We start from the raw sequence: 19231 nt of genomic DNA, 5'->3' as shown, positions 1-19231 counted from the left end.
ATGACCGCAGCACTTCCATTGAGTCGCCAGGGGTATTTCGTGATGCAACCCGACGGTCACATCAATCACTCAATGGGGGTACTTGCAGCTCCACGGCGTCCCGACACCTTTCATGAACGGGATAGCCTCGCTCAGCAATTACCCTGCCATCGATGTGACAATATTTGTCGACATACCTGAACGCCCCGCAAACATTGCTCGGAATTTGAAATGCCTGAGCTGATGCAGACGCTAATCCTGCTGGGGAATCGCGCCCACTAGCGGGGGGAGTTCACTCCGAAAGCGGGGAGATTCAGATCAAGGGCCAGTCCTGCGGTACAACCGCCGCACAACATCCGATAGCCGAACTGCTCCCCCGGATTTAATGAGCCGCTCAGATCTGAACCATCACCTGGGCCGCCAACTCCATCGCTGCAACCTGCTTAACTTATGCACCTGTCGGTTCGATGGCCGGATGCGCCCATGCAGGAATGACCGGCGCCGGCAGCCTCTCGCGGCCGTCCAGGGTGAAGACCGGCAACCCGTGAACCAGGGGAAAGTGCAGGCTGTGGGTGATCAGTCCGGTTCGGTCGCGAGCAGGTAAATGGCACAACGCCAATGCGCTTTCCACCAGGTATTCGACGGGCTCGGTCGGGTAGTCGTCGGGGATATAGCGCCCGCCACCCGGGGTACGAATCGCGGTGCTCGGCCCCACGGTGTTCACCGCAATATTGTCGGCCTCAAGCTCAGCCGCCAGGCTCTGGGTGAAGCGGTTTATGGCCGCCTTGACCGCGGCATAGACGGAAATCCCGCCGAATCGTTCGAAATCGCCATAGGGGCGCAGCGGTGGCAGAGCTGTAACCGATCCCAGGTTCAGAATCCAGCCGCCACCCCGAGCCCGCATCAAGGGTATTGCGGCCTGGCTCAGCGCGAATGGCACCCGCAAATAATGATCGAGCGTGCGCTCGAACACACTGAACTTCATCGTTTCAACGTCGCAGTACTCGGCGAAACCCGCGTTGTTGACGAGGATATCCAGGCCGCCCGCGACGGCAACGGCGCGAGCGACCAAGGTGTCGCGCTCGGCGGGTAGTTCCAGGTCGGCCGCCAATGGAATGGCCTGGCCGCCGGAGCGCCTGATCAGTTCGACCGTCTCGGCCAATGTCCCCGGCAGGCTGGCCGTCTGCTCAAGGCTGCGTGCGCTCACCACCACGGTCGCCCCTTCTGCCGTGAAACGCTGGGCGATGGCGCGGCCGATACCCCGGCTGGCACCGGTGACCAGGGCAACCTTCCCGGCCAGTTTTAGAGATGTTTGAGTCATGGGTACTCCTTGGGATCAAGTCGAGTGCAAAGCCATCCCCGTATCGAGCCGATGGCTTTGCTGTTGCGTGAAGATCAGTGTCCGGCCCGGGCCGCCGCTTCCGCGGTGAACATCGCCGGCGTCCAGTCCTTGCCGGCGTTGAGCAACGGCGCACCCCGTTCGTTCGGCACGTTGTCGATCAGGTAGGCACCGGAGATCAGGTCCTGGTGAGCGGCGATGCCCCAGTACGGCGTTTGTGTTTCGTAGGCCCACATCCAGTTGCCCAACACCGTGCGCCACAGCTGGCCGCGACCGTCGTACTGGTCTGTCATCACCGCCGACCAGGTGTCCTCGTTGATGTAAAACACGCGCTTGGAATACTGATGACGGAAGCCTTCCTTGAGCGTGGCTTCCAGCACCCACACACGTTGCAGTTCAAAGCGCATGTAGTCGGTATTGATGTGGCCCTTGTATTTGGCCAGGTCAGCCATTTTCACATCGCTCTGATTGGTGCTGTAGGCGTTCCAGGGAATGTAGATTTCCTTCTTGCCGACGATCTTCCAGTCGTAGCGCTCAGGCGAGCCGTTGAACATGTGGTGTTCGTCCACCACCCGGAAACCACCGACGCCCAAGGGCATGTCAAAACCAAACGAAGGCGCCTGTCGAACCCGTCGTGTTCCGGGGTTGTAGAGGTACACGTCACGCGGGCTTTCCTTGTAGTTGAAGGACTCCAGCGAGACGTTCACGCTGCCCTTGTCGCGCAGCGGCAGGATGGTTTTGGTCAGCGACAGTGCATTGAGCCTGCCGTACTTTGCGCCGGCATCGGCGGTATCGCGCATGACCCCGGGGTCACTGCGCAGCCCGAGGAATCTGGACAGGGTTTCACCCCATGCCAGATTGCCATCCGGGTACACAACCAGTTCCTGGGTGGTGACTTCCGTGGTGTAAGGCTGGGCACCGGTGTTGTTGATGTTCCACAACAGTTCCAGGCCGGTTTTCGGGATAGGGAACGGACTTGATCCAGTGACCGCTGCCAGGCCCAATCCATCGTCGACCAGTTGTGCCGTGACCGCGTTTTTCTTGAACGCTGTACACACCCACTGCGCAAAGTCGAAATCGCGATGGCTGGTGTAGACCGGGATGTGGAAGGTATCAGGGTACTTCGTCAGCAAGGCCTTCTGGCCATCGGTGAGCTTGTCGGCGTACTGCGACATGTTCCTGGCGGTAATGTCGAACAGCGGTTTTTCGGCGGCGTAAGGGTTCGGCCAGAAATGCCCGGTGCCCTCGTATTTCACGGTGTCGGGCTTGCCTACCCACTTGCCGGAAAAAGCCGGGATCGTGCCCTCGGCATTACCGGCACGTTCCGCGCCAGCGCAGGTCAGTTCGTGCCCAAGCCTGGCCGCTTCTTCGGGAGAAACCTTGGCCCAGGCCGATGGACTCAACGCGGTCAGAACACCGACAGCGAGCAGACTTGCACGGAAAATCGAAGCCTTCATCACATGCTCTCCTGATGGATCTTATAAGTTGTATTTGAAGTTAATCGCCACGAAATCGCGGTCGGCCAGCGGCTTTTCCAACGGGTCTGCCGAGCCGAGATAGGCGTTGTAGGTCACACCCACCTGGAAGTTGTTCAGGTACTTGAACACGCCACCGAGGCTGGCGCGTGAGTCCCCGTCTCCGCCGAAACCAAAGGAGCTGACAGCGGACTGATTGAAGGAGCGGCCATAGGTGAAGGGCACGTCCATGTCCCAGCCCACGAAAACGTTGGGGTACGTCAGGGTGACGTTGAACTGGCCAAATTGGGCGTTGCGATCGTAGGCCAGACTGGAGAGTCCACCCTCGTCGACGTCGTTGACGTGGACCGCGCCAAGCTCGCCGGAAAAACTCGCTTGAGGTGAAATCCAGGTATTACCCCAGGTTTTCAGCGCCGACACTTGCACCTGAGTGGCGTTGCCGCGAGAGACACCGGTTTTGGTCACCAGCGGCGTGCCGTCCTTGTAGCTGACCTCGCCGGACACCTGCCAGTCGCCCAGCCGGGTGGAGAGGCTGGCGCCGGTCAGGTCGATGTCTTCAAAGTATTTGAGGTGATAGCTCAGCGTCGCAAAATCGGTGATCACACTGGGGGTGCGATCGTGGTAGCGCAGGCGGTACACCCCCACTTCGGTAAACGGCGTGACCTTGTAGCGAGCACCGACGCCCCACTCCCCGCCATCACGGGCATTTTCGCTCGGCCCTCGGGTCAGCGCCCCACCATTGCTGACCAGTGTCGCGAGATCACCGGGCGCCAACCGTATGAAATCAGAGCCCGGCCCGATCATGTCGGCATAGGAAAAATAGTCGCCTCCGGGTGACAACTCATAAGGATGATTTTTGAATTGGGTATAGCCAAGCAGGGTCAAGTCATTGATCGTGAACTTGCCGGAGGCTTGCAGTTCTGGCAGCAGGACTTCCTTGATCTCGGTGCCTGGAATGTTGGTCTTGGTGGCATCGACGGGGCCCTGCACCCCGGAGATGCCGGAGATGTAGAGGCTTTCACCCCAGGCGACAACTTGATTGCCCAGGCGCAGGTCAAGGTAGCCATTGTCGCCGACGGTCTGGGTCGTGTAGGCATAGGCGTCGAGCAGGCGTGTGCGCGTGCCGCTACGATCTTGCGCCTGGGAGGTGAAATGATCGACCGCGCCCAGTTTGTTGATCGTCGCGGCCGAGTTGTTGTCGTTGGAACTGTTGTAGGCAAAATCGTAGAAGGTCGAGCCCCGCAGCAGGACACCATTGTCACCCTTGTGAATGTTCAGTTCGCCAAGGGCGCTGACGCGATTGTTGAAGAAGTTGCCGCGGTCAAAGTTGCGATCTCCGTCATCACCGTTGATGTTGCCCAGCAGCTTGTCGGACTGCTTTTGCGTCCGGGTGTTGAGGGCATAGTTAAGCGTCGTGAGGTAATCCGCTTCGATCCCGTCACCAAACTCGAATGTTCCTGCCTGTACGGATGGCAACGCAAACGTGGTCAAGGCACACGTCACGCAGCTCAGTTTGAAACGGCGCGACAGCATGCGACGCCTGTTCTCAGGTTTTGTATCGTTCATCTAGACAGCTCCACTGGGACATTCTTGTGAGTTGTTGTTGTCCTGTATCAACCGTGATCTGCTTTTTTTTGGCGCAGCGACGCCCACGGTCAGGACGCCATTGCGCTACCGGAAAAAGGTGTTGTCGGAGGAGGTTTTTTGTAGCGTGTCGCCCGGCTAGCGAGCGACGGGTGTTCGTGTCCGTGCAGCAGAAGCCGTGTGCCGGCGGCCCACGTTCAGCCAACAGGCCAACGCCGGTAGCAACAGCACCGCCGCAAACACATTGACCAGGAACATGAAGGCCAACAGCAGGCCCATGTCCGCTTGAAACTTGAGGGGGGAAAAGGCCCAGGTCGCCACGCCAATCGACATGGTCACAGCAGTGAACACCGCGGCAGTGCCACGCTGGCGAAAGGCTTCATAAAAGGCCGTGCGCAAATCCTGCCCTGCCCGTTCGAGCTGATGTTCGACCCGTTCGAACAGATAGATCCCGTAGTCCACCCCTACCCCGACGCCCAGGGCTACCACAGGTAGCGTCGCCACTTTCAGACCGATCCCCAACAGGGCCATCAAGGCATTGCACAGCACCGATACCACCGCCAGCGGCGCAATGATGCACAACACCGCCTTCCAGGAGCGAAAGGTCAAAAAGCACATCAGGGTGATTGCACTGAAGATCGCTACGAGCATTTCGACTTCAGCTTTTTCGACGGCTTCATTGGTCGCCGCCATCACCCCGGCGTTGCCGCCCGCCAGTTGGAAGGCCTGGTCGACGCGAAATCCCGTAGCGGCATCATCGTGCGCTTGCAGGGCGATGTAGCGCTTGATCTCCCGGGTCAGGTGGCCAAGTGTCGCGCCCTCGTGGTTCCGGGTGTAGATCAACACCTGCATGGCCGAACAACCCTGGGTGTTCATGCCCATGTCCGGGTTGTAGGCCTCGGCACCTTGTTGCAGGGCCTGGCTGCTGCGTGGCAAGGCCGACCAGCGCGGATTGCCTTCGTTGTTGGCGGTGATGCCGACCTTGGCCAGGTCCGGCACACTGACCACTGACTGCACACCCGGCACACCGCGCAAAAAGGTGGCGAACTTGTCCACGGCGTTCATCACGTCGTAGTGCAGGCAGGCGTCATCGCCAGCGAATTGTTTCGCTTCGACCACCACCGTCAGCACGTCCACGCCAATCGCGTAGCGGTCGACGATGCTGTGGCTGTCGACGTTGTACCGCGAGCCGTCGCGCAATTCCGGTGCGCCGCTGCCGATGTCCCCGACCACCAGTTTGCGCGACTCGACAATGCCCACCGCCAACAGGCACAGGGACACACCGATCACCAAAAGCGCCGGCCCCGGTCGGGTCACAGTGGACAGCGCCCACCAGAACGGATGGCGCCCGCCCGCGGTAACCCTGGCACGCCGCGCGGAATCTTCCAGGCGCATGTTCGACAGCAGGATCGGCAGCAGCATCTTGTTGGTGACGATCATCAGCAACACGCCCAGGCACGCCATGATCCCCAACTCACGGACGCTGTCGATCTGAATGCGCATGATCACCGCAAATCCCAAGGCGTTGGCCAGCAACGCCAGGGCGCCGGGCACGAAGATACGGCGGAAGCAGCTGTGGGCTGCCGTCAGCGAATCGGCACCGGCCAACACTTCAAGTTTCCAGGCGTTGGTCATCTGTACGGCATGAGAAACACCGATGGAAAAGATCAGGAACGGCACCAGGATCGACATCGGATCGATGCCAAAGCCGATCAATGGCAGCAACCCGAGCAACCAGACCACTGGCAGCAGCGCCACGGTCAGCGCCAGCAGGGTCAAGCGCAGGGAGCGACAGTAGAAAAACAGCAACACCGTGGTGATGACAAAGGCCACCAGGAAGAAGGTGAAGACGCTGGACAGGCCGCTGATGATGTCGCCGATCAGTACCGGAAAACCGATGACGTTTACCTCGATCTGCTCGCTGGCGTACTTGTCCCGGATCTTGTCCAGGGCTGCGGCGACTTCGGCGTAATCCACCTTGCGCCCGGTTTGCGGATTGATTTCCTGCAGATCGGCACGTATCAGGGCGCCCTTCAAATCGTTCTGCACCAGCCGGCCGATCACCCCGGATCGCGCTACGTTGCGTCGCACCACGTCCAGGTCCGCCGGGCTGCCGTTGAAACGCGCGGGTACCACCACGTCGCCGTAGAAGCCCTGCTCGGTCACTTCGACATAGCGGGTGTCCGGAGTGAACAGGGACGACACCCGGGTACGCTCGACCCCCGGGATGAAAAACACCTCATCGCTTGCCGCATGCAGCGCCTTGAGGAACACCGGGTTGTAGATGTCACCCTCGCCCTTCCAGCGCAGGTTGAACAACACCCGGTTGGCCCCCGGAAACGCATCCAGGTACTGGACGAATGTCTGCATGTAAGGGTGTTGCAGGGGGATCATTTTGTAGAACCCGGGATCGAGCTTGATCCGTGTTGCCGTGCCGGCGAACACCACGGTCAGGACGACGAACAGCGGCAGCAACCAACGTCGGTGAGCCATCAAAAGGTCGGCGCAACGGTCGACCAGCAGCGTTTTATTGTTATTCATTAGAGTGCTCGCATCCGTCAGTGATTCGACGTTGCCAAGGGGAGGTTTTCGAAGGTGATACCCTGCTGCCCGGTGTAGATCAGGCGCCCGTCAGCGGTCTGGCCCACACTGGAGAAACTGGGCCCGCCACCGGCGTGCAGCAACTGGAAGGATTCACCGCGATCGGCTGAAACGATGACCACGCCACCCTCCCCGACCAGCACCACCTGGCCATCGCGGGTCAGCGTGCCGCCGTATAGCGCCCGTTCCGTGCCCGACTCGATCGCTGTCCAGGACTGACCAAAATCGCTGCTGCGAAACACCTTGCCGCGCATGCCATAGGCCAGCCAGTCGTTGCCCGACAAGGCAACCAGGCCGAACAGGCTGCCCGTGTAAAAACCGCTCAGGCGGGTCCAGTTCTGCCCACCATCGGTGGAGCGCGCGGCCAGGCCGCTTTCGCCGACCAGCATCATCCTGTCGGGACCGCTGCCGGCCACGCCATACAGATGCCGATCCCCAAGTCCGACGTTGCGCTTTTGCCAGGTTCGGCCCTGGTCGGTCGAAAGACGGAAATCGCCAAAACTGCCAATGGCGAAGAACGGACCGGCGGGGTTTCCCCAGACGCTCATCAAGGCATTGCCGGCTTCACCGTCGAAATTCGCTTCTTTCCAGGTTTGCCCGTCGTCCTCACTGCGCAAGATCCAGCTGTCGTGTCCGACCGCCAGGGCCAGGGTCTTGCTGGCAACGAACGCATGCGTCAGGGTCGAGCCACGCGGCGGGCTGACGGTGGCCTCGTCCCATTGCCGGCCTGCATCCCGGCTGACGAACAAGTGGCCCAACTCGCCGGCAGCCACCAGGTTGGCACCCGCTTGAGCCACGCCGTTGATCAGCATCTGCTGGGGTTGCACACGGGTCGGCGCCACTGTCGGGGTGGGTCGCGGCAGAAACGAGGCGACCGAACCCACGGCCACCATGCCAACCAGACACAGGCCCAGCCAGGTTCGCGATTGGCCGCACCGGGCCCCCGGTGCGGCACCGATGTTCAGCTCGACCGGGGTTTGCCGGTTGCTGACCGGCGCACGGCATTGCTGTTCACTGCCCATACCTGCTGCTCCTGATGCCTGTTCGATTGACACCAGTAGAGCCGCGCTGCGCAGGGGCAGCCATCGTCCATTTAGACGATAGCTTCGGCTAGGCGCTGTTGGTATTCGCGCGATAACGGCTGGGGGCTTGACCGGTCCAATCCTGGAAGGCACGGCGAAATGCCGCCTCGCTGCTGAAGCCCAGATGGTCGGCAATCCGGCTGATGGTCCAGTCGGTGTCGCGCAAGCAGCGCTGTGCCGACTCGCACAGGCACAGCCTGCGCAGTTGCTGGTAGCTGGCACCTTCGGCCGCCAGATGGCGGCGCAGGGTAGGCTCGCTGAAGCCCAGCGCCGTGGCAATCTCGCCCAGTGTCGGCAACGCCTGCGCGTGGCTCAGCGCAGCTTCGATAAACCCGCGAACCTGTTGCGTGACAGACACCACGCTCGGTGCGGCGCCAACCAGGCGAAAGGGAAAGTCCACCAGGAACGCGGCCAGCTCGACAGGCTGGCGGATCACCGGGCGCGTGAGCAGGCCGGCCTCGAAGCTGAAGCCGTAGGTGCGTTTGCCGACCGCGACCGGCGCGTCGAACAGGCCGAGAAACGGCATGGCATCTTCGCGCTTGGGATGGGCCAGAAACACGCTGTCCACCTGCAGAGTCTTGCCCGTCAGCCAGGCGAACAGTTGCAAGTAGCAAAACAGCCCGGTCAGATCGACCAGGCAGGCGGCCGAGCTGCGTTTTCGCCGTAGGGAGTCCATGTGGAAAACGGCCTGTTCGCCGCGCCTCTCCAGGCTCAGCTTGCCGGCACGGGGCTGCAGCATTGCGCAGAATTCGGCGGCGCAATCGATGGCCTCGCCGAGGGTGCTGCAACTGAGCAGGCAGCGGCACATCAGGTCCACTTCCTGCTTGCGCATCGGTGGATGACTCTCACCCTTGGCCACCTGGGCTTCCAGCTGCTCGATGGCCTCACGAAACAGCTTCACGAAGCCATCGGCCGAGAGCGCGCGGTCTGCGCCGCGCTTGCCGGCGCCGGGCAGGCTATTGCGCTGCAATTCGTCGAGCAATCGAGTGCTCAGCCCATGGGGTACCCGAACGGCCTGTGGTGATCGCAAAACCATCGTCCAATTCTCATATTGATCGGTGCAGTAGCGGTTACTGATTGATCCGGTGACGGTGCTGCAAAAAAACGTGTGGATTAATGGCGTCCGACCCAAACGAATCATCGGAGCGCGCAAAAAATGACTTTCGCCATCACCCGTTTGCCGGCTCATGTCAGCCTGACGCCGGATCACAGTACAGGCAAGCCATGATCCAGATACTCGACGAAATCCTCCTCGACGCCGAACAACTGCCCGCATTGCTGACCTTGCTGGACCAGCGCTACCTGCCCACTGCAGGCCCCCGCGGGCTGACGTTGCTGCAACGCTGGGTTTCGCCCCCCGTTGCCGTGCCTGGCGAGCGCAACCGGCTCTGGTTGCTGTGGCAAGTGCCCGACGTGTGGGGCTACTACGGCATGCGCCTGGGCGCCGGCGCCGAAGTGCTGGCGTTCTGGGCCGACGTGGACAAGCTCAGTTTGCATCGTCAGCGGCATGTGTTGGGCGATGCCGATCAACCGTTGGCCAGCCCAGAGGTGGCGCAGCATGTGGAATGAAACCGTGCAGCTTTACCTCAACCCCGGTGTCGCGCCCGAGGCGCTGCAGGATGAACTGCGGCAACACCTGAAAAACCTGCCCGGCCTCAGCCACTTCCAGCTGGGCCGCAACCTTGAAGGCAGCTGGGGCGCAGGCGACTTCACCCTGGACTTGTCCTTTATCAGCGACACCCACCAGGCGAACACCGCCGAAAGCCTGGCACGCTTGCCTGCCCTTGCACGCGTCGACCGCCTGGCGTACCAGCGAATTGGCGGTGGCCAGCGTGCCGTGGGCCTGGAAAACGGTATCTGGCGCACCTTGTTGCTGCGCGTCCGCCCGGAGCAGGACCCAGCACTTGTAGTGGCGCTGGAACGTGACCTGCTGCGCATGCCGGCATACATCGCGAGCATCGGCAACTGGCAGTTGAGCCGCGTTTGCTCGGACAGCACCTGGACGCACGTCTGGCAGCAGGAGTTCGCCGGCGTCGAGGGGCTGTTGGGTGAGTACCTGACCCATCCGTTCCATTGGGCTTGGGTCGATCGCTGGTTCGATCCGGAGTTTCCCGAATGGACCGTGGAAGCGATTGCCCATGCTTTCTGCGCGCAGACAACCAGCCTCCTGATGCTGCCTGTTAATAGAAAGGCATTGCAATGACTGGTGCATCACAACGTCGCGGCCCCACCACCCTATTTTATAAAACGACTCCAGAGAGAGGAACAACGATGCGCGCCATAGTGATAGATCGCCTGGGCGGTTCCGAGGTTTTGCAGCTGTCCCGAGTCCAGCGGCCCGAGCCAGGGCCGGGAGAAGTATTGATTCGTGTCCATTGCGCAGGCGTCAATCCGGCGGACTGGAAATGTCGCCAAGGCAATCTCAGCCACTTCATCACCTATAACTTTCCTTTTGTCCTGGGCTTCGACCTGGCCGGGACAGTCGCGCAAACCGGTGAAGGGGTTTCAGGCTTTCCCGAGGGCACACGGGTTTTTGCCCAGAGTGATGTCGGAGCCGGAAAGTGGGGATCCTATGCCGAGTTCGTCTGTGTTTCCCGGGACTCGGTGGTGCAGATGCCCGAAAGCCTCGACTTCGCCCAGGCGGCGGCAGTGCCGACGCCCGCCTTGGCGGCCTGGGCCGGGTTGTTCGAGGATGGCGGCCTGGAAAAAGGTCAAAGGGTATTGATCCACGGCGGTGGCGGTGCCGTCGGCAACTTCGCGATCCAGTTCGCGAAAGACGCTGGAGCGCAGGTCGCAGCGACCTGTGGCGCCACTAATCGCAGCTACGTCGAGTCCCTGGGGTGTGAACTGAGCATTGACTACCGCACACAGAATATTCTTGCCGCCATCCGCCAGTGGTCTGCCGACGGAGTGGACCTGATACTCGATTGCGTCGGGTGCGGGAGTTTGCCTGACGGTCTGGACCTGCTGCGGCCGGGTGGCATGCTGGTCTCGATACTGACGCTGGCCGAGGGAGATACCGGCCCGGATCACGTTGGCGCAGCACAGCGTGGCCTGCGTACTGCGGTGACCTACAGCAAAATGCCCAGCGGTGCGCCTTTGGGCAAAATCGCCGCCTTGCTGGCAAGCGCCCGGGTCCAGCCACCACGCATTGAAGTGCTGCCGCTGGAACAGGCAGCAAAAGCCCACGATCTGCTGCAGAGTGGCAACGCCAAAGTGAAGATGGTTCTGCAGGTTGCAGAATAAAGAAGGGTTTCTGCGCGTAGTGCATCTCGCAAATCCGGGGCCTCTCGCTTTATTGGGTACGACTTACTCTCTGTCTTTGGTCGACCGGATGAGACTGCCCCGTAACTTCACAATCGCCTTCTGCATCTGCACAAAGTCGTCGGGATCAAGTCCGGTTTGCGGGAAGCCGTCTTCGGTCAGGCCTTCGCGCAGTTTTCGCCCCTCTTTGGTGAGACTGATCCGCACCTGGCGTTCGTCTTCCGGGTCGCGCTGGCGCAGCAGATAACCCATCGCTTCCAGCTTCTTCAGGATCGGCGTAAGGGTATTGGATTCGAGAAACAGCTTTTCGCCGAGGCTGCCAACGGTCTGGTTGTCTTCCTCCCACAGAGCAACCAGGGTGATGTATTGCGTATAGGTCAGGCCGAGCCGTTCGAGCATCGGCTTGTAGGCCTTGCCGAAGGCCAGGTTGGTGGAATAGACCGCAAAACACAGGAACTCGGAGAGTTTGAGATCCAGGGCGGATGTCTTGTCGGTGTTTTTCATGGACGTTCTCTTGGGCCGATCTGGTGAGGCTGAAACTATACGTCGTACGCGATGGTATCGGTAGTGCGCATAAACACCGACGGCCGGCTCACCGGGAAGATCCCCGGTGAGCCGGCCGTGCAGTGGGTTATGCAGTCAGGACGTTGATGTCGACATCAATGTTGCCGCGTGTGGCCTTGGAGTAAGGGCAGATTGCATCGGCGCTGTGGGCCAACTCGGTCGCCACTCCCTGGTCCAGCCCCGGCACCCGCAAGGTCAGTCGGGCCTGGAGGAAGTAAGCCGCGCCGGTCTGGCCCAGGTCCACTTCAATGTCGACGGCCGTGTCGGTCGGCAGTGTCACTTTCATCTGTTGGGCGGCCAGCCCCACCGCTGCGATGTAGCAGGCCGACCACGCTCCGGCGAACAGTTGCTCGGCTTTTGGGTGCGGCTGGACAGCGGTGAGCACGTGTGCCGGTGTGTCGCTGCCGGGGGACGACAGCACGATGTCGAGGTTGCCGTTATGGCCGCGCGAGGTGTTGCCTGCACTGTTATGAGTGGTGTGGGTTTTGCCGCTGGCCAGTACTTTTTCGATCTTGCTCATGATGGTTCTCTCGGGATTACAGTGAGTTATGTTCGCATGCGCTTGTATCGCATGCGATTTTTGTGATGCATCCGCGCATCACGCCGTAATCACGTTCAGGGCAACGTCGATATTGCCGCGTGTGGCTTTGGAGTAAGGGCAGATGGAATCGGCAATGTGTGCCAGTTCGGTCGCGACATCGTGTGCCAGCCCTGGCACTCGCAGGGTCAGTCGGGCCTGAAGGAAATAGGCCAGACCAGTCTGGCCCAGGTCCACTTCGATGTCGACGGCCATATCCCCCGGCAACACGATATTGCGTTCCTGGGCCACCAGCCCCACTGCCGCGGTGTAACAGGCAGACCAGGCCCCGGCAAACAGTTGCTCGGCTTTCGGGTGTGGCTGTGTGGCGGTAAAGACGTGGGCCGGTTCGGCAGAACCAGGAGACGACAGTTCGATATCGAGGTTGCCGTTGTGACCGCCGACACCGCTGTGAGTGGTGTGGGTTTTGCCGGTTGCCAGTACTTTTTCGATCTTGCTCATGGGGATTTCCTCAGGATTTAATATTTCGTACGATCTTATCGCATACGATACTTGTGACACTTAAAAAGACAACGTTCATCAATTGGCCTGTGCAATGATCCAGTTGTTGCCGTTTTGGCCATGGGAAGCGTGAGCGGTCGAGATAAAGATTGTGCGGCGGCTTCCGGTGTTCATGGCTGAGTCTCCAAACGGCAAGGGTTGTTGTCACTTCTTATCGCTTTCGATTAGATCGTATGCGATGGATGAATATTCTACCAAAGCCCCAATGATGTCAAAGCCTGTTTTATGCCTTGGCGATGAGCGGTAGACGCGAGGTCAACCCCGCTACCCTCCCCCTTGCCGAACGCATGATGGGGTTCTCACCGTCTGGGCCTTTGGTTACGCGCTTCGGATCGCTTTCACACACAACGATCAATTCTTTGGCGCTGAAATGAAATGGACGTATTTCACTCGAAAAAAAACCGGCCAATCGAGCCGGTTTTTTTGACTTCCTGATACCCGCACGATCGAGTAGGAGGCGGATTTACATCCGCCGTCCTCTCACCGTACGTACGGTTCCGTATACGGCGGTTCAGGCTATACGGCTAAGCCGGTTGATCGTATCCAGTATCGAGACCAGTCCAAGTCGATCCCACAGCTTCTTCGGCAACGCCTGATTCATATGCGATGCTCCCGAGTTCCACCATGGACCTCGGCCATTGAGCGCGGATTTGCGGGCGCGCGCTTCGCTCAGCCCCAGACGCATCAGGTTGCGCACCCTCGTAAAGGGCTGCTTCCATTGGCGCCAAATGACACAACGAAGCTTATGCCGTATCCAGCCGTCGAACTCTTCCAGCGGCCGCTTGCTCTGGCTCAGTTTGAAATAGCTGCTCCAGCCGCGCAGCACAGGATTCAGTCGCTCAACCGTACTGGACAGCTTGCGCCCTTCTGCGTTGCGCATCAGCTCTCGGAGTCTGTCTCGCAGACGCCGCAGACTGAGGGTCGCCACCCGAAGTTTCGGCTGTTGGTGCCAGCTCATCCCGTAACCCAGGTAGTCACAGACCCAAGGCCTCGCCACGCGGCTCTTTTCCCGATTAAGGGTCAGTTTTAAGCGCCGGTTCAGGAATTGCTCAACGCTGACCATCACTCGTTCGCCAGCCCGCTGACTACGTACATAAATGTTCGCATCATCGGCATAACGCACGAAACGGTGACCCCGTCGTTCCAGCTCACGGTCGAGTTCGTTGAGCAGGATGTTCGACAGTAATGGCGAGAGCGGGCCGCCTTGCGGTGTCCCTTCCGGCCGTCGGCTGGCGATCCCGCCCGACATCACGCCGGCCTCGAGATAACGGCGAATGAGCCTGAGCACCTGTTTGTCTTCAACTTGACGCTGCACATGGGCCATCAACACATCGTGGTTGACCCGATCAAAGAACTTCTCCAGATCGAGCTCCACGCACCAGCGGTAACCCGCCGCTACATGGCCGCGGGCTGTTTCGATAGCTTGGTGGGCGCTTCTGCCCGGACGAAAACCGTAGCTGTAGTCCGAGAACAGCGGATCAAAGATCGGCGTGAGCTGTTGCAGCAGCGCCTGCTGGATCAGGCGATCCACGACGCTGGGGATGCCCAACTGGCGGGTTCCGCCTTTGGGTTTGGGAATGTCGACGGCACGCACACCTTGCGGGTGATACTCATCGGCCAGCAACCGGACCTTGAGGGTCGGCCAATACTGTTTCACGTAGCCCGCCAATTCGTCGACCGTCATGCCATCGGCACCCGGCGCACCCTTGTTGCTGACCACGCGGTGATACGCACGCTTGAGGTTGGCCGGTGCAAGCACCCGTGCCATCAGCGTGTCCGGCTCCGCTTTCGTCCACGCCACAGACGCCGCCGATGCCTGTGCACTGCCAGCCGTCGCCCGCGGATTCTGTCCGGAACTAGGGGTCACAGTTCTCCCTCGGAGAAATTTCTGCTTTTCGACATTCGACGAGACTCTGACGCCTACTGGCGGCATAACCTGTTCGGCCCTTGGTGACGGGGTTATTCGTCACTTACTACGGCTTCGGCTGACTTCTGCTCGTTCATCCCGGCGCCTAACGACGCTCGGTAACACACGGTCAAACGTGCAGATCTCCCAGGGTAATTCGCGCGACCTTCCTGCTTATGCCTGTCGGATCTACGTCGTAGCGCTCCGTGCAAGTATTGGGCTTTGACGATTTGGGCCGTCTTACCCCGCTACGCCGCCTCATCCGCTTCCTGTTCGTCAGGCCAGCATTTTGCCTAAGGCTTCCTTCAGATTCGCGGTCGCCCGCGACACCCTTGCCTCTGGCTAACACTTCCCCTTGCCGGGTGTGTAGAGGACTTTCACCTCCAAGTCACCAGCGAGGCCACCACAGCCAAGCTGGTTGCGCTTGCGCGCAACGCGCCATGCCTGGCGCACCACAAAAAACCCCCTCACAAGGAGGGGGTCTGATGTTTCAAAGGTTCAGACGGTTTCAACCGTCCTTTCCCGGACTCTCGTCAGCTCAGCGCAGCGCAGGAATACCCGCAAACAGCCACGAAGTCTCTTGAACCGGAGTTGCTTCGTTACGCTTACGCGCCCACTGGGTCAGTGCCACCATCATCGCAAAGCCGAGCACGATCAACACCGGATAGGCCATCAGCAACTCGGTCAGCGAATACTTCCAGGCCAGCGGTCGACCGACACCGAGCATGGCGGCATACAGCCAGGACACGCCCGACAGTGCGCCAGAGAACAGGGCAAACATTCGCACATTGATCTGGAGATCAAGCAGCGAACCGGCCTTCAGCATTGCCGGCAATACATAGCGGTGCAACAACATGCCGTTGAACGTCAGCAGCAATACAATAATAACTTTGGCTTGAAGTTTCGGATTGGCAAAATAGGTCATGCCTTTTTCAAGGTAATCAATACCTATAATCGCAGCTCCGGTGACCCACAAGAATATCAACGCATTGGCAACAGACTTCTGAAGACTGGCCATATGTTCATTGTCGTGACCCGACGACACGCGACCTTTCAACAAGTCCTTTACCATTGCCGCATCGCTGGCAAACACCAGGCCAATAGCTACGCAGCAAGCCAACAGATGAACGTACACAACGCCTAAACGCAAAAACTCCATGGATTCTTTCTGGCCGATCAGGCCGATCATTGTATTAATATCCAAGACTACATCTCCACTTATAGCAGCAGTGCAAATTGACCATGCCCCAGGCATGCGAATTATTGATTCGCACCTGCAAGGTCAAGTTGGCAAAGATTGAAGCAATTAAAAAATTTGGTATTACAAGAGAGAGCGACTCGCCCAGCGAGTCAGTGATGACGGCATACTATCACTCCAGGTCTCAGGTAAAAAAAATCCCCATGTGCATTCCATTCAATGCAGATGAGGTATACGTCCATTTTTCTAGTGAGTGCAGCGCGTCCCGAAGGATTCGCCTGCTGGAAAATCAGAGCCCAGCATATCCCGATCGTTCAATTTTTGAGCAAAAACATCGACAAACGGTACCGTTTCCAGCACCTGGGGACACCTGCCTGTTTGGCTGAAACCCGCGTCGCTACGCCGCTGAATCGTTTCTTGTTCCACGCCGAAAAAAAATCCGCTTTTGCGCTGAACTTTCGTCGCCAGACCCGACCAGCGGTTCAATTTCCTACCTGTCACCGGCAAGTTCGAGTCGCTGCAGTCATCCGAAAACCACTTCGAATCGAGCGCACATTCAGTACTGGCAATACGGCATCCAGGATCGGAACTGCTACGCTTGAAAAACAGCTTCGACAACATTCCAGGATGCCAGTGCACGCGCGCCCCGGGGGCTGATGGAACAGTCGCATTACCAGATCCTGTGCCCGAGCGAGTCAGACTTCGTTGAGCAAAGGAGTGGACATGCCCCCCCGCAAAAGCAAATCTGCCGACGGCTTGGCAAAATCGTCGGACGGCACCGGTGACGAGTCGGTCTTTCTCTCGCGCAAGGAGCGTCTGTTTGCCGGTGAGCAACTACGCGAACGCCTGCCGCATTCGGTTCACGCCGAATGGAAACCACCGAGCAAACACCGCGACCCTATCGCACTCCTCGAAGAGTCCAACCGCTATCGACTGCCCAACCTGGTGCCGCTGCGCTACGGGCGCATGCTGCGCAGTCCATTCACCTTTTTACGCGGCTCCGCAGGGTTGATGGCGCACGACCTGGCCACGACCCCAACCACTGGCGTAAAGGTACAGGCCTGCGGGGATTGTCACCTGATGAACTTCGGGTTGTTCGCGACACCTGAGCGCAACCTGATTTTTGACATCAACGACTTCGACGAAACGCTCCCGGCCCCCTGGGAATGGGATGTCAAACGCCTGGCGATCAGTTTTGCCGTGGCCGCGCGCGATAACCGACTCAACGATAAAGAAGCACGGTGCATTGCCGTCAAATGCGCTTGCGCTTACCGCGAGGGCCTGCGCAAATTCTCGAAAATGGGCCCGCTGGATGTCTGGTATGACCGCCTGGATGCCCAAACGATCATCGATATGGCGCCCAATGCCGAGATCAAGAAGATTCGCGAGCAAGTGATCGCAAAGGCCAGGTTGCGCCTCGGTGATTACCTCTATCCCAAGATCAGCAGCGAAGTTGGCGGGCGGCGGCGACTGATCGATCAGCCGCCCTTGCTTTTTCATGTGTATGAAAAGGGCTTCAAGCAGCGAGTCCGTATCGCTCTGCGTGATTATCGACTGTCGCTACCCCATGAACGGCGCGTGCTCTTCGATCGTTATCGCCTCGAAGACATTGCGGTCAAAGCTGTCGGGATCGGGAGCGTGGGGACCTATTGTTTCGTCGGGCTGTTCTTTTCTGCGGAAAACCACCCCTTGCTCCTGCAATTCAAGGAAGCCTGTCCCTCGGTGTTGGCACCCTATGCAGGCACCAGCGACTACGAGAACCAGGGGCAGCGTGTGGTCACGGGACAGCGACTGATGCAGTCCTCCAGCGACATCTTTCTGGGCTGGACACGCGGGCAAAATGGCCGGCATTTCTTTGTGCGCCAGTTGCGGGACATGAAAATGTCAGCGCCCATCGAAGGCGTTTCCGCCGCACGGATGAAGATGTACGCCGAATGGTGTGGTCATACCCTCGCCCGTGCCCACGCCAAATCCGGGGATGCGGCGCTCATCAGTGGCTACCTGGGCAAGCTGGACTCCTTCGACCAGGCCGTCGGCAAGTTCTCCATCGCCTATGCCAATCAAAATGCGAAAGATCATGCCGCGCTGATAGCTGCAGAAAAATCAGGGCGGATCCATGCACTCAGAGAGGAAGAGTGATGAGGCGGATCCTTCGCTCTTGGGTGATTCCGGGTCAGTCAGCGGGCACGGGAGCCACAAGGACTCCCGTGTCTGTTCAGCGGATGGGTCATACCGCAGATCAGCGCCCTTCCAGCTTTTTCACGACCTCGTCGGTGGTCATCAGGCCGTTGGCGATGTAGCGGAAATTGACCAGCGCGCTCCCGTATCCGTCGCCATCAGGCAGCTTCGGGCCAGCGACGGCGTCACGTACGACAACCACCTCGAAACCGCGCTCCAGAAACTCGCGAAGGTGCGATTCGACGCACAGATTGGACGCCATGCCGGCCAGGATGATTTTGTCGACCCGCTGCTTGCGCAACTGCAGCATCAGGTCGTTGCTTTGCGGGCCATACAACTTGTGCGGTGAGGCGACGAGGGTCTTGCCGTCTTCGATGAAGGGTTTGAACTCCTTCATGAAGTCGGCACCCGAATTGCGGAATCCATCCAGCGTCAGGGCGCCCTTGCGGTCGAACATACCCAGCTTGTGCTGAACGCTCTCCGCCGGCGCTTCAAACTCCCACTGATGATCGTGGGGATAGTAGTAGTGCGGCGAGATCGCTACGGTCGCTCCGGCCTGTTTGAACGCCGTGAACAGCCGGGTCAGATTCGGCACCAGGTTCTGCTCGGTAACGCTCTGGCCGAAGACTGACCATCCAGCACCCTCCGGGCTCATGAAGTCGATCTGTGGGTCGATCACGACCAGTGCGGTTCGACTGGCATCCCATTGAAAGGTGGAGGCCGGCAGCGCCGGTTTGGCTGGATCGGCGTAAGGGTTCTCGGCGGCGACGCCGATGCCGGACGCCATCAGGATCGCCCCCAGCAAGGTGGCGCAGGAGATGAGTCTGGCGGGATGAATTCGGTTGAAGGTCATGTTGCACGTCCGCAATGTGGGGGTGGTGCATTTACGGTACGGCGAGAAGACCGCACGAAATGGACATATATCCCTGGATTTCGGCCGACTAGTTCGGGCACCTCGCACG

The 19231-nt window shown here is 59.6% G+C and carries 17 protein-coding genes; 4 read left to right on the top strand and 13 right to left on the bottom strand.

Annotated features, from left to right (window positions below):
* Positions 1-427 precede the first annotated feature (427 nt).
* The 6 genes from AC3IP0_RS13230 to AC3IP0_RS13205 form a co-directional block, all read right to left on the bottom strand.
* Positions 428-1300 (bottom strand): SDR family NAD(P)-dependent oxidoreductase, encoded by an 873-nt coding sequence (locus AC3IP0_RS13230; protein ID WP_489319657.1) that lies wholly within the window; start codon positions 1298-1300, stop codon positions 428-430.
* A 74-nt stretch (positions 1301-1374) separates the two neighbouring features.
* A complete protein-coding gene (locus tag AC3IP0_RS13225) occupies positions 1375-2775 on the bottom strand; it encodes a DUF1329 domain-containing protein (RefSeq protein WP_489319656.1) in 1401 nt (466 codons plus the stop codon).
* Positions 2776-2796: 21 nt separating this feature from the next.
* Positions 2797-4359: a DUF1302 domain-containing protein gene (locus tag AC3IP0_RS13220; protein ID WP_489319655.1), complete on the bottom strand. Its 1563-nt coding sequence runs from the start codon at positions 4357-4359 to the stop codon at positions 2797-2799.
* Between the two features lie 156 nt (positions 4360-4515).
* Entirely contained in the window at positions 4516-6918 is a 2403-nt protein-coding gene (locus AC3IP0_RS13215; protein WP_489319654.1) for an efflux RND transporter permease subunit, read from the bottom strand.
* A 17-nt stretch (positions 6919-6935) separates the two neighbouring features.
* Complete coding sequence (locus tag AC3IP0_RS13210) at positions 6936-8000, bottom strand: WD40/YVTN/BNR-like repeat-containing protein (RefSeq protein ID WP_489319653.1); 1065 nt, start codon at positions 7998-8000, stop codon at positions 6936-6938.
* Between the two features lie 88 nt (positions 8001-8088).
* Positions 8089-9096 (bottom strand): helix-turn-helix domain-containing protein, encoded by a 1008-nt coding sequence (locus AC3IP0_RS13205; RefSeq protein WP_489319652.1) that lies wholly within the window; start codon positions 9094-9096, stop codon positions 8089-8091.
* 188 nt (positions 9097-9284) lie between these two features.
* On the opposite strand from AC3IP0_RS13205, the gene AC3IP0_RS13200 reads away from it, so the two are divergent.
* The 3 genes from AC3IP0_RS13200 to AC3IP0_RS13190 all read left to right on the top strand — a co-directional run bounded on the left by AC3IP0_RS13200 (position 9285) and on the right by AC3IP0_RS13190 (position 11306).
* A complete protein-coding gene (locus AC3IP0_RS13200; RefSeq protein ID WP_489319651.1) occupies positions 9285-9629 on the top strand; it encodes a hypothetical protein in 345 nt (114 codons plus the stop codon).
* Positions 9619-10263, top strand: coding sequence for a Dabb family protein (locus AC3IP0_RS13195; protein ID WP_489319650.1), 645 nt, complete (start codon positions 9619-9621; stop codon positions 10261-10263). The genes AC3IP0_RS13200 and AC3IP0_RS13195 overlap by 11 nt, the downstream gene beginning before the upstream one ends.
* 68 nt (positions 10264-10331) lie before the next feature.
* Entirely contained in the window at positions 10332-11306 is a 975-nt protein-coding gene (locus AC3IP0_RS13190) for an NADP-dependent oxidoreductase (protein WP_489327609.1), read from the top strand.
* Between the two features lie 63 nt (positions 11307-11369).
* On the opposite strand, the gene AC3IP0_RS13185 is transcribed toward AC3IP0_RS13190, so the two are convergent.
* From AC3IP0_RS13185 to AC3IP0_RS13160, 6 genes are all read right to left on the bottom strand, one after another.
* The gene (locus AC3IP0_RS13185; RefSeq protein WP_008051025.1) at positions 11370-11828 is read right to left on the bottom strand and encodes a MarR family winged helix-turn-helix transcriptional regulator; all 459 of its coding nucleotides are present in this window, start codon (positions 11826-11828) and stop codon (positions 11370-11372) included.
* A 127-nt stretch (positions 11829-11955) separates the two neighbouring features.
* A complete protein-coding gene (locus AC3IP0_RS13180; protein WP_489327608.1) occupies positions 11956-12408 on the bottom strand; it encodes an Ohr family peroxiredoxin in 453 nt (150 codons plus the stop codon).
* A gap of 78 nt (positions 12409-12486) precedes the next feature.
* A complete protein-coding gene (locus tag AC3IP0_RS13175) occupies positions 12487-12927 on the bottom strand; it encodes an Ohr family peroxiredoxin (RefSeq protein ID WP_489327607.1) in 441 nt (146 codons plus the stop codon).
* Positions 12928-13498: 571 nt separating this feature from the next.
* Positions 13499-14920 (bottom strand): group II intron reverse transcriptase/maturase, encoded by a 1422-nt coding sequence (gene ltrA, locus AC3IP0_RS13170; RefSeq protein ID WP_489319647.1) that lies wholly within the window; start codon positions 14918-14920, stop codon positions 13499-13501.
* A gap of 511 nt (positions 14921-15431) precedes the next feature.
* On the bottom strand, positions 15432-16082 hold the full coding sequence (locus tag AC3IP0_RS13165) for a hypothetical protein (protein WP_150724312.1): 651 nt from the start codon (positions 16080-16082) through the stop codon (positions 15432-15434).
* A 255-nt stretch (positions 16083-16337) separates the two neighbouring features.
* Complete coding sequence (locus AC3IP0_RS13160; protein WP_489319646.1) at positions 16338-16712, bottom strand: hypothetical protein; 375 nt, start codon at positions 16710-16712, stop codon at positions 16338-16340.
* Positions 16713-16814: 102 nt separating this feature from the next.
* Here AC3IP0_RS13160 and AC3IP0_RS13155 point away from each other — a divergent pair, with 102 nt between their 5' ends.
* On the top strand, positions 16815-18230 hold the full coding sequence (locus AC3IP0_RS13155) for a DUF2252 domain-containing protein (protein WP_489319645.1): 1416 nt from the start codon (positions 16815-16817) through the stop codon (positions 18228-18230).
* A 100-nt stretch (positions 18231-18330) separates the two neighbouring features.
* Here AC3IP0_RS13155 and AC3IP0_RS13150 read toward each other — a convergent pair whose 3' ends face one another.
* Complete coding sequence (locus AC3IP0_RS13150) at positions 18331-19122, bottom strand: cysteine hydrolase family protein (protein ID WP_489327605.1); 792 nt, start codon at positions 19120-19122, stop codon at positions 18331-18333.
* Between the last annotated feature and the right edge of the window lie 109 nt (positions 19123-19231).

The organism is Pseudomonas sp. GL_103, assembly GCF_057835175.1.
The sequence above is the reverse complement of the archived record's forward strand: the minus strand, read 5'-3'. Positions and strand labels throughout refer to the sequence as shown.

Bases quoted from the DNA above. Each gene is read 5' to 3' on its own strand.
- AC3IP0_RS13230 (WP_489319657.1), bottom strand. From the start codon at position 1,300: ATGACTCAAACATCTCTAAAACTGGCCGGGAAGGTTGCCCTGGTCACC.
- AC3IP0_RS13225 (WP_489319656.1), bottom strand. From the start codon at position 2,775: ATGAAGGCTTCGATTTTCCGTGCAAGTCTGCTCGCTGTCGGTGTTCTG.
- AC3IP0_RS13220 (WP_489319655.1), bottom strand. From the start codon at position 4,359: ATGAACGATACAAAACCTGAGAACAGGCGTCGCATGCTGTCGCGCCGT.
- AC3IP0_RS13215 (WP_489319654.1), bottom strand. From the start codon at position 6,918: ATGAATAACAATAAAACGCTGCTGGTCGACCGTTGCGCCGACCTTTTG.
- AC3IP0_RS13210 (WP_489319653.1), bottom strand. From the start codon at position 8,000: ATGGGCAGTGAACAGCAATGCCGTGCGCCGGTCAGCAACCGGCAAACC.
- AC3IP0_RS13205 (WP_489319652.1), bottom strand. From the start codon at position 9,096: ATGGTTTTGCGATCACCACAGGCCGTTCGGGTACCCCATGGGCTGAGC.
- AC3IP0_RS13200 (WP_489319651.1), top strand. From the start codon at position 9,285: ATGATCCAGATACTCGACGAAATCCTCCTCGACGCCGAACAACTGCCC.
- AC3IP0_RS13195 (WP_489319650.1), top strand. From the start codon at position 9,619: ATGTGGAATGAAACCGTGCAGCTTTACCTCAACCCCGGTGTCGCGCCC.
- AC3IP0_RS13190 (WP_489327609.1), top strand. From the start codon at position 10,332: ATGCGCGCCATAGTGATAGATCGCCTGGGCGGTTCCGAGGTTTTGCAG.
- AC3IP0_RS13185 (WP_008051025.1), bottom strand. From the start codon at position 11,828: ATGAAAAACACCGACAAGACATCCGCCCTGGATCTCAAACTCTCCGAG.
- AC3IP0_RS13180 (WP_489327608.1), bottom strand. From the start codon at position 12,408: ATGAGCAAGATCGAAAAAGTACTGGCCAGCGGCAAAACCCACACCACT.
- AC3IP0_RS13175 (WP_489327607.1), bottom strand. From the start codon at position 12,927: ATGAGCAAGATCGAAAAAGTACTGGCAACCGGCAAAACCCACACCACT.
- ltrA (WP_489319647.1), bottom strand. From the start codon at position 14,920: ATGCCGCCAGTAGGCGTCAGAGTCTCGTCGAATGTCGAAAAGCAGAAA.
- AC3IP0_RS13165 (WP_150724312.1), bottom strand. From the start codon at position 16,082: ATGATCGGCCTGATCGGCCAGAAAGAATCCATGGAGTTTTTGCGTTTA.
- AC3IP0_RS13160 (WP_489319646.1), bottom strand. From the start codon at position 16,712: ATGTTGTCGAAGCTGTTTTTCAAGCGTAGCAGTTCCGATCCTGGATGC.
- AC3IP0_RS13155 (WP_489319645.1), top strand. From the start codon at position 16,815: ATGCCCCCCCGCAAAAGCAAATCTGCCGACGGCTTGGCAAAATCGTCG.
- AC3IP0_RS13150 (WP_489327605.1), bottom strand. From the start codon at position 19,122: ATGACCTTCAACCGAATTCATCCCGCCAGACTCATCTCCTGCGCCACC.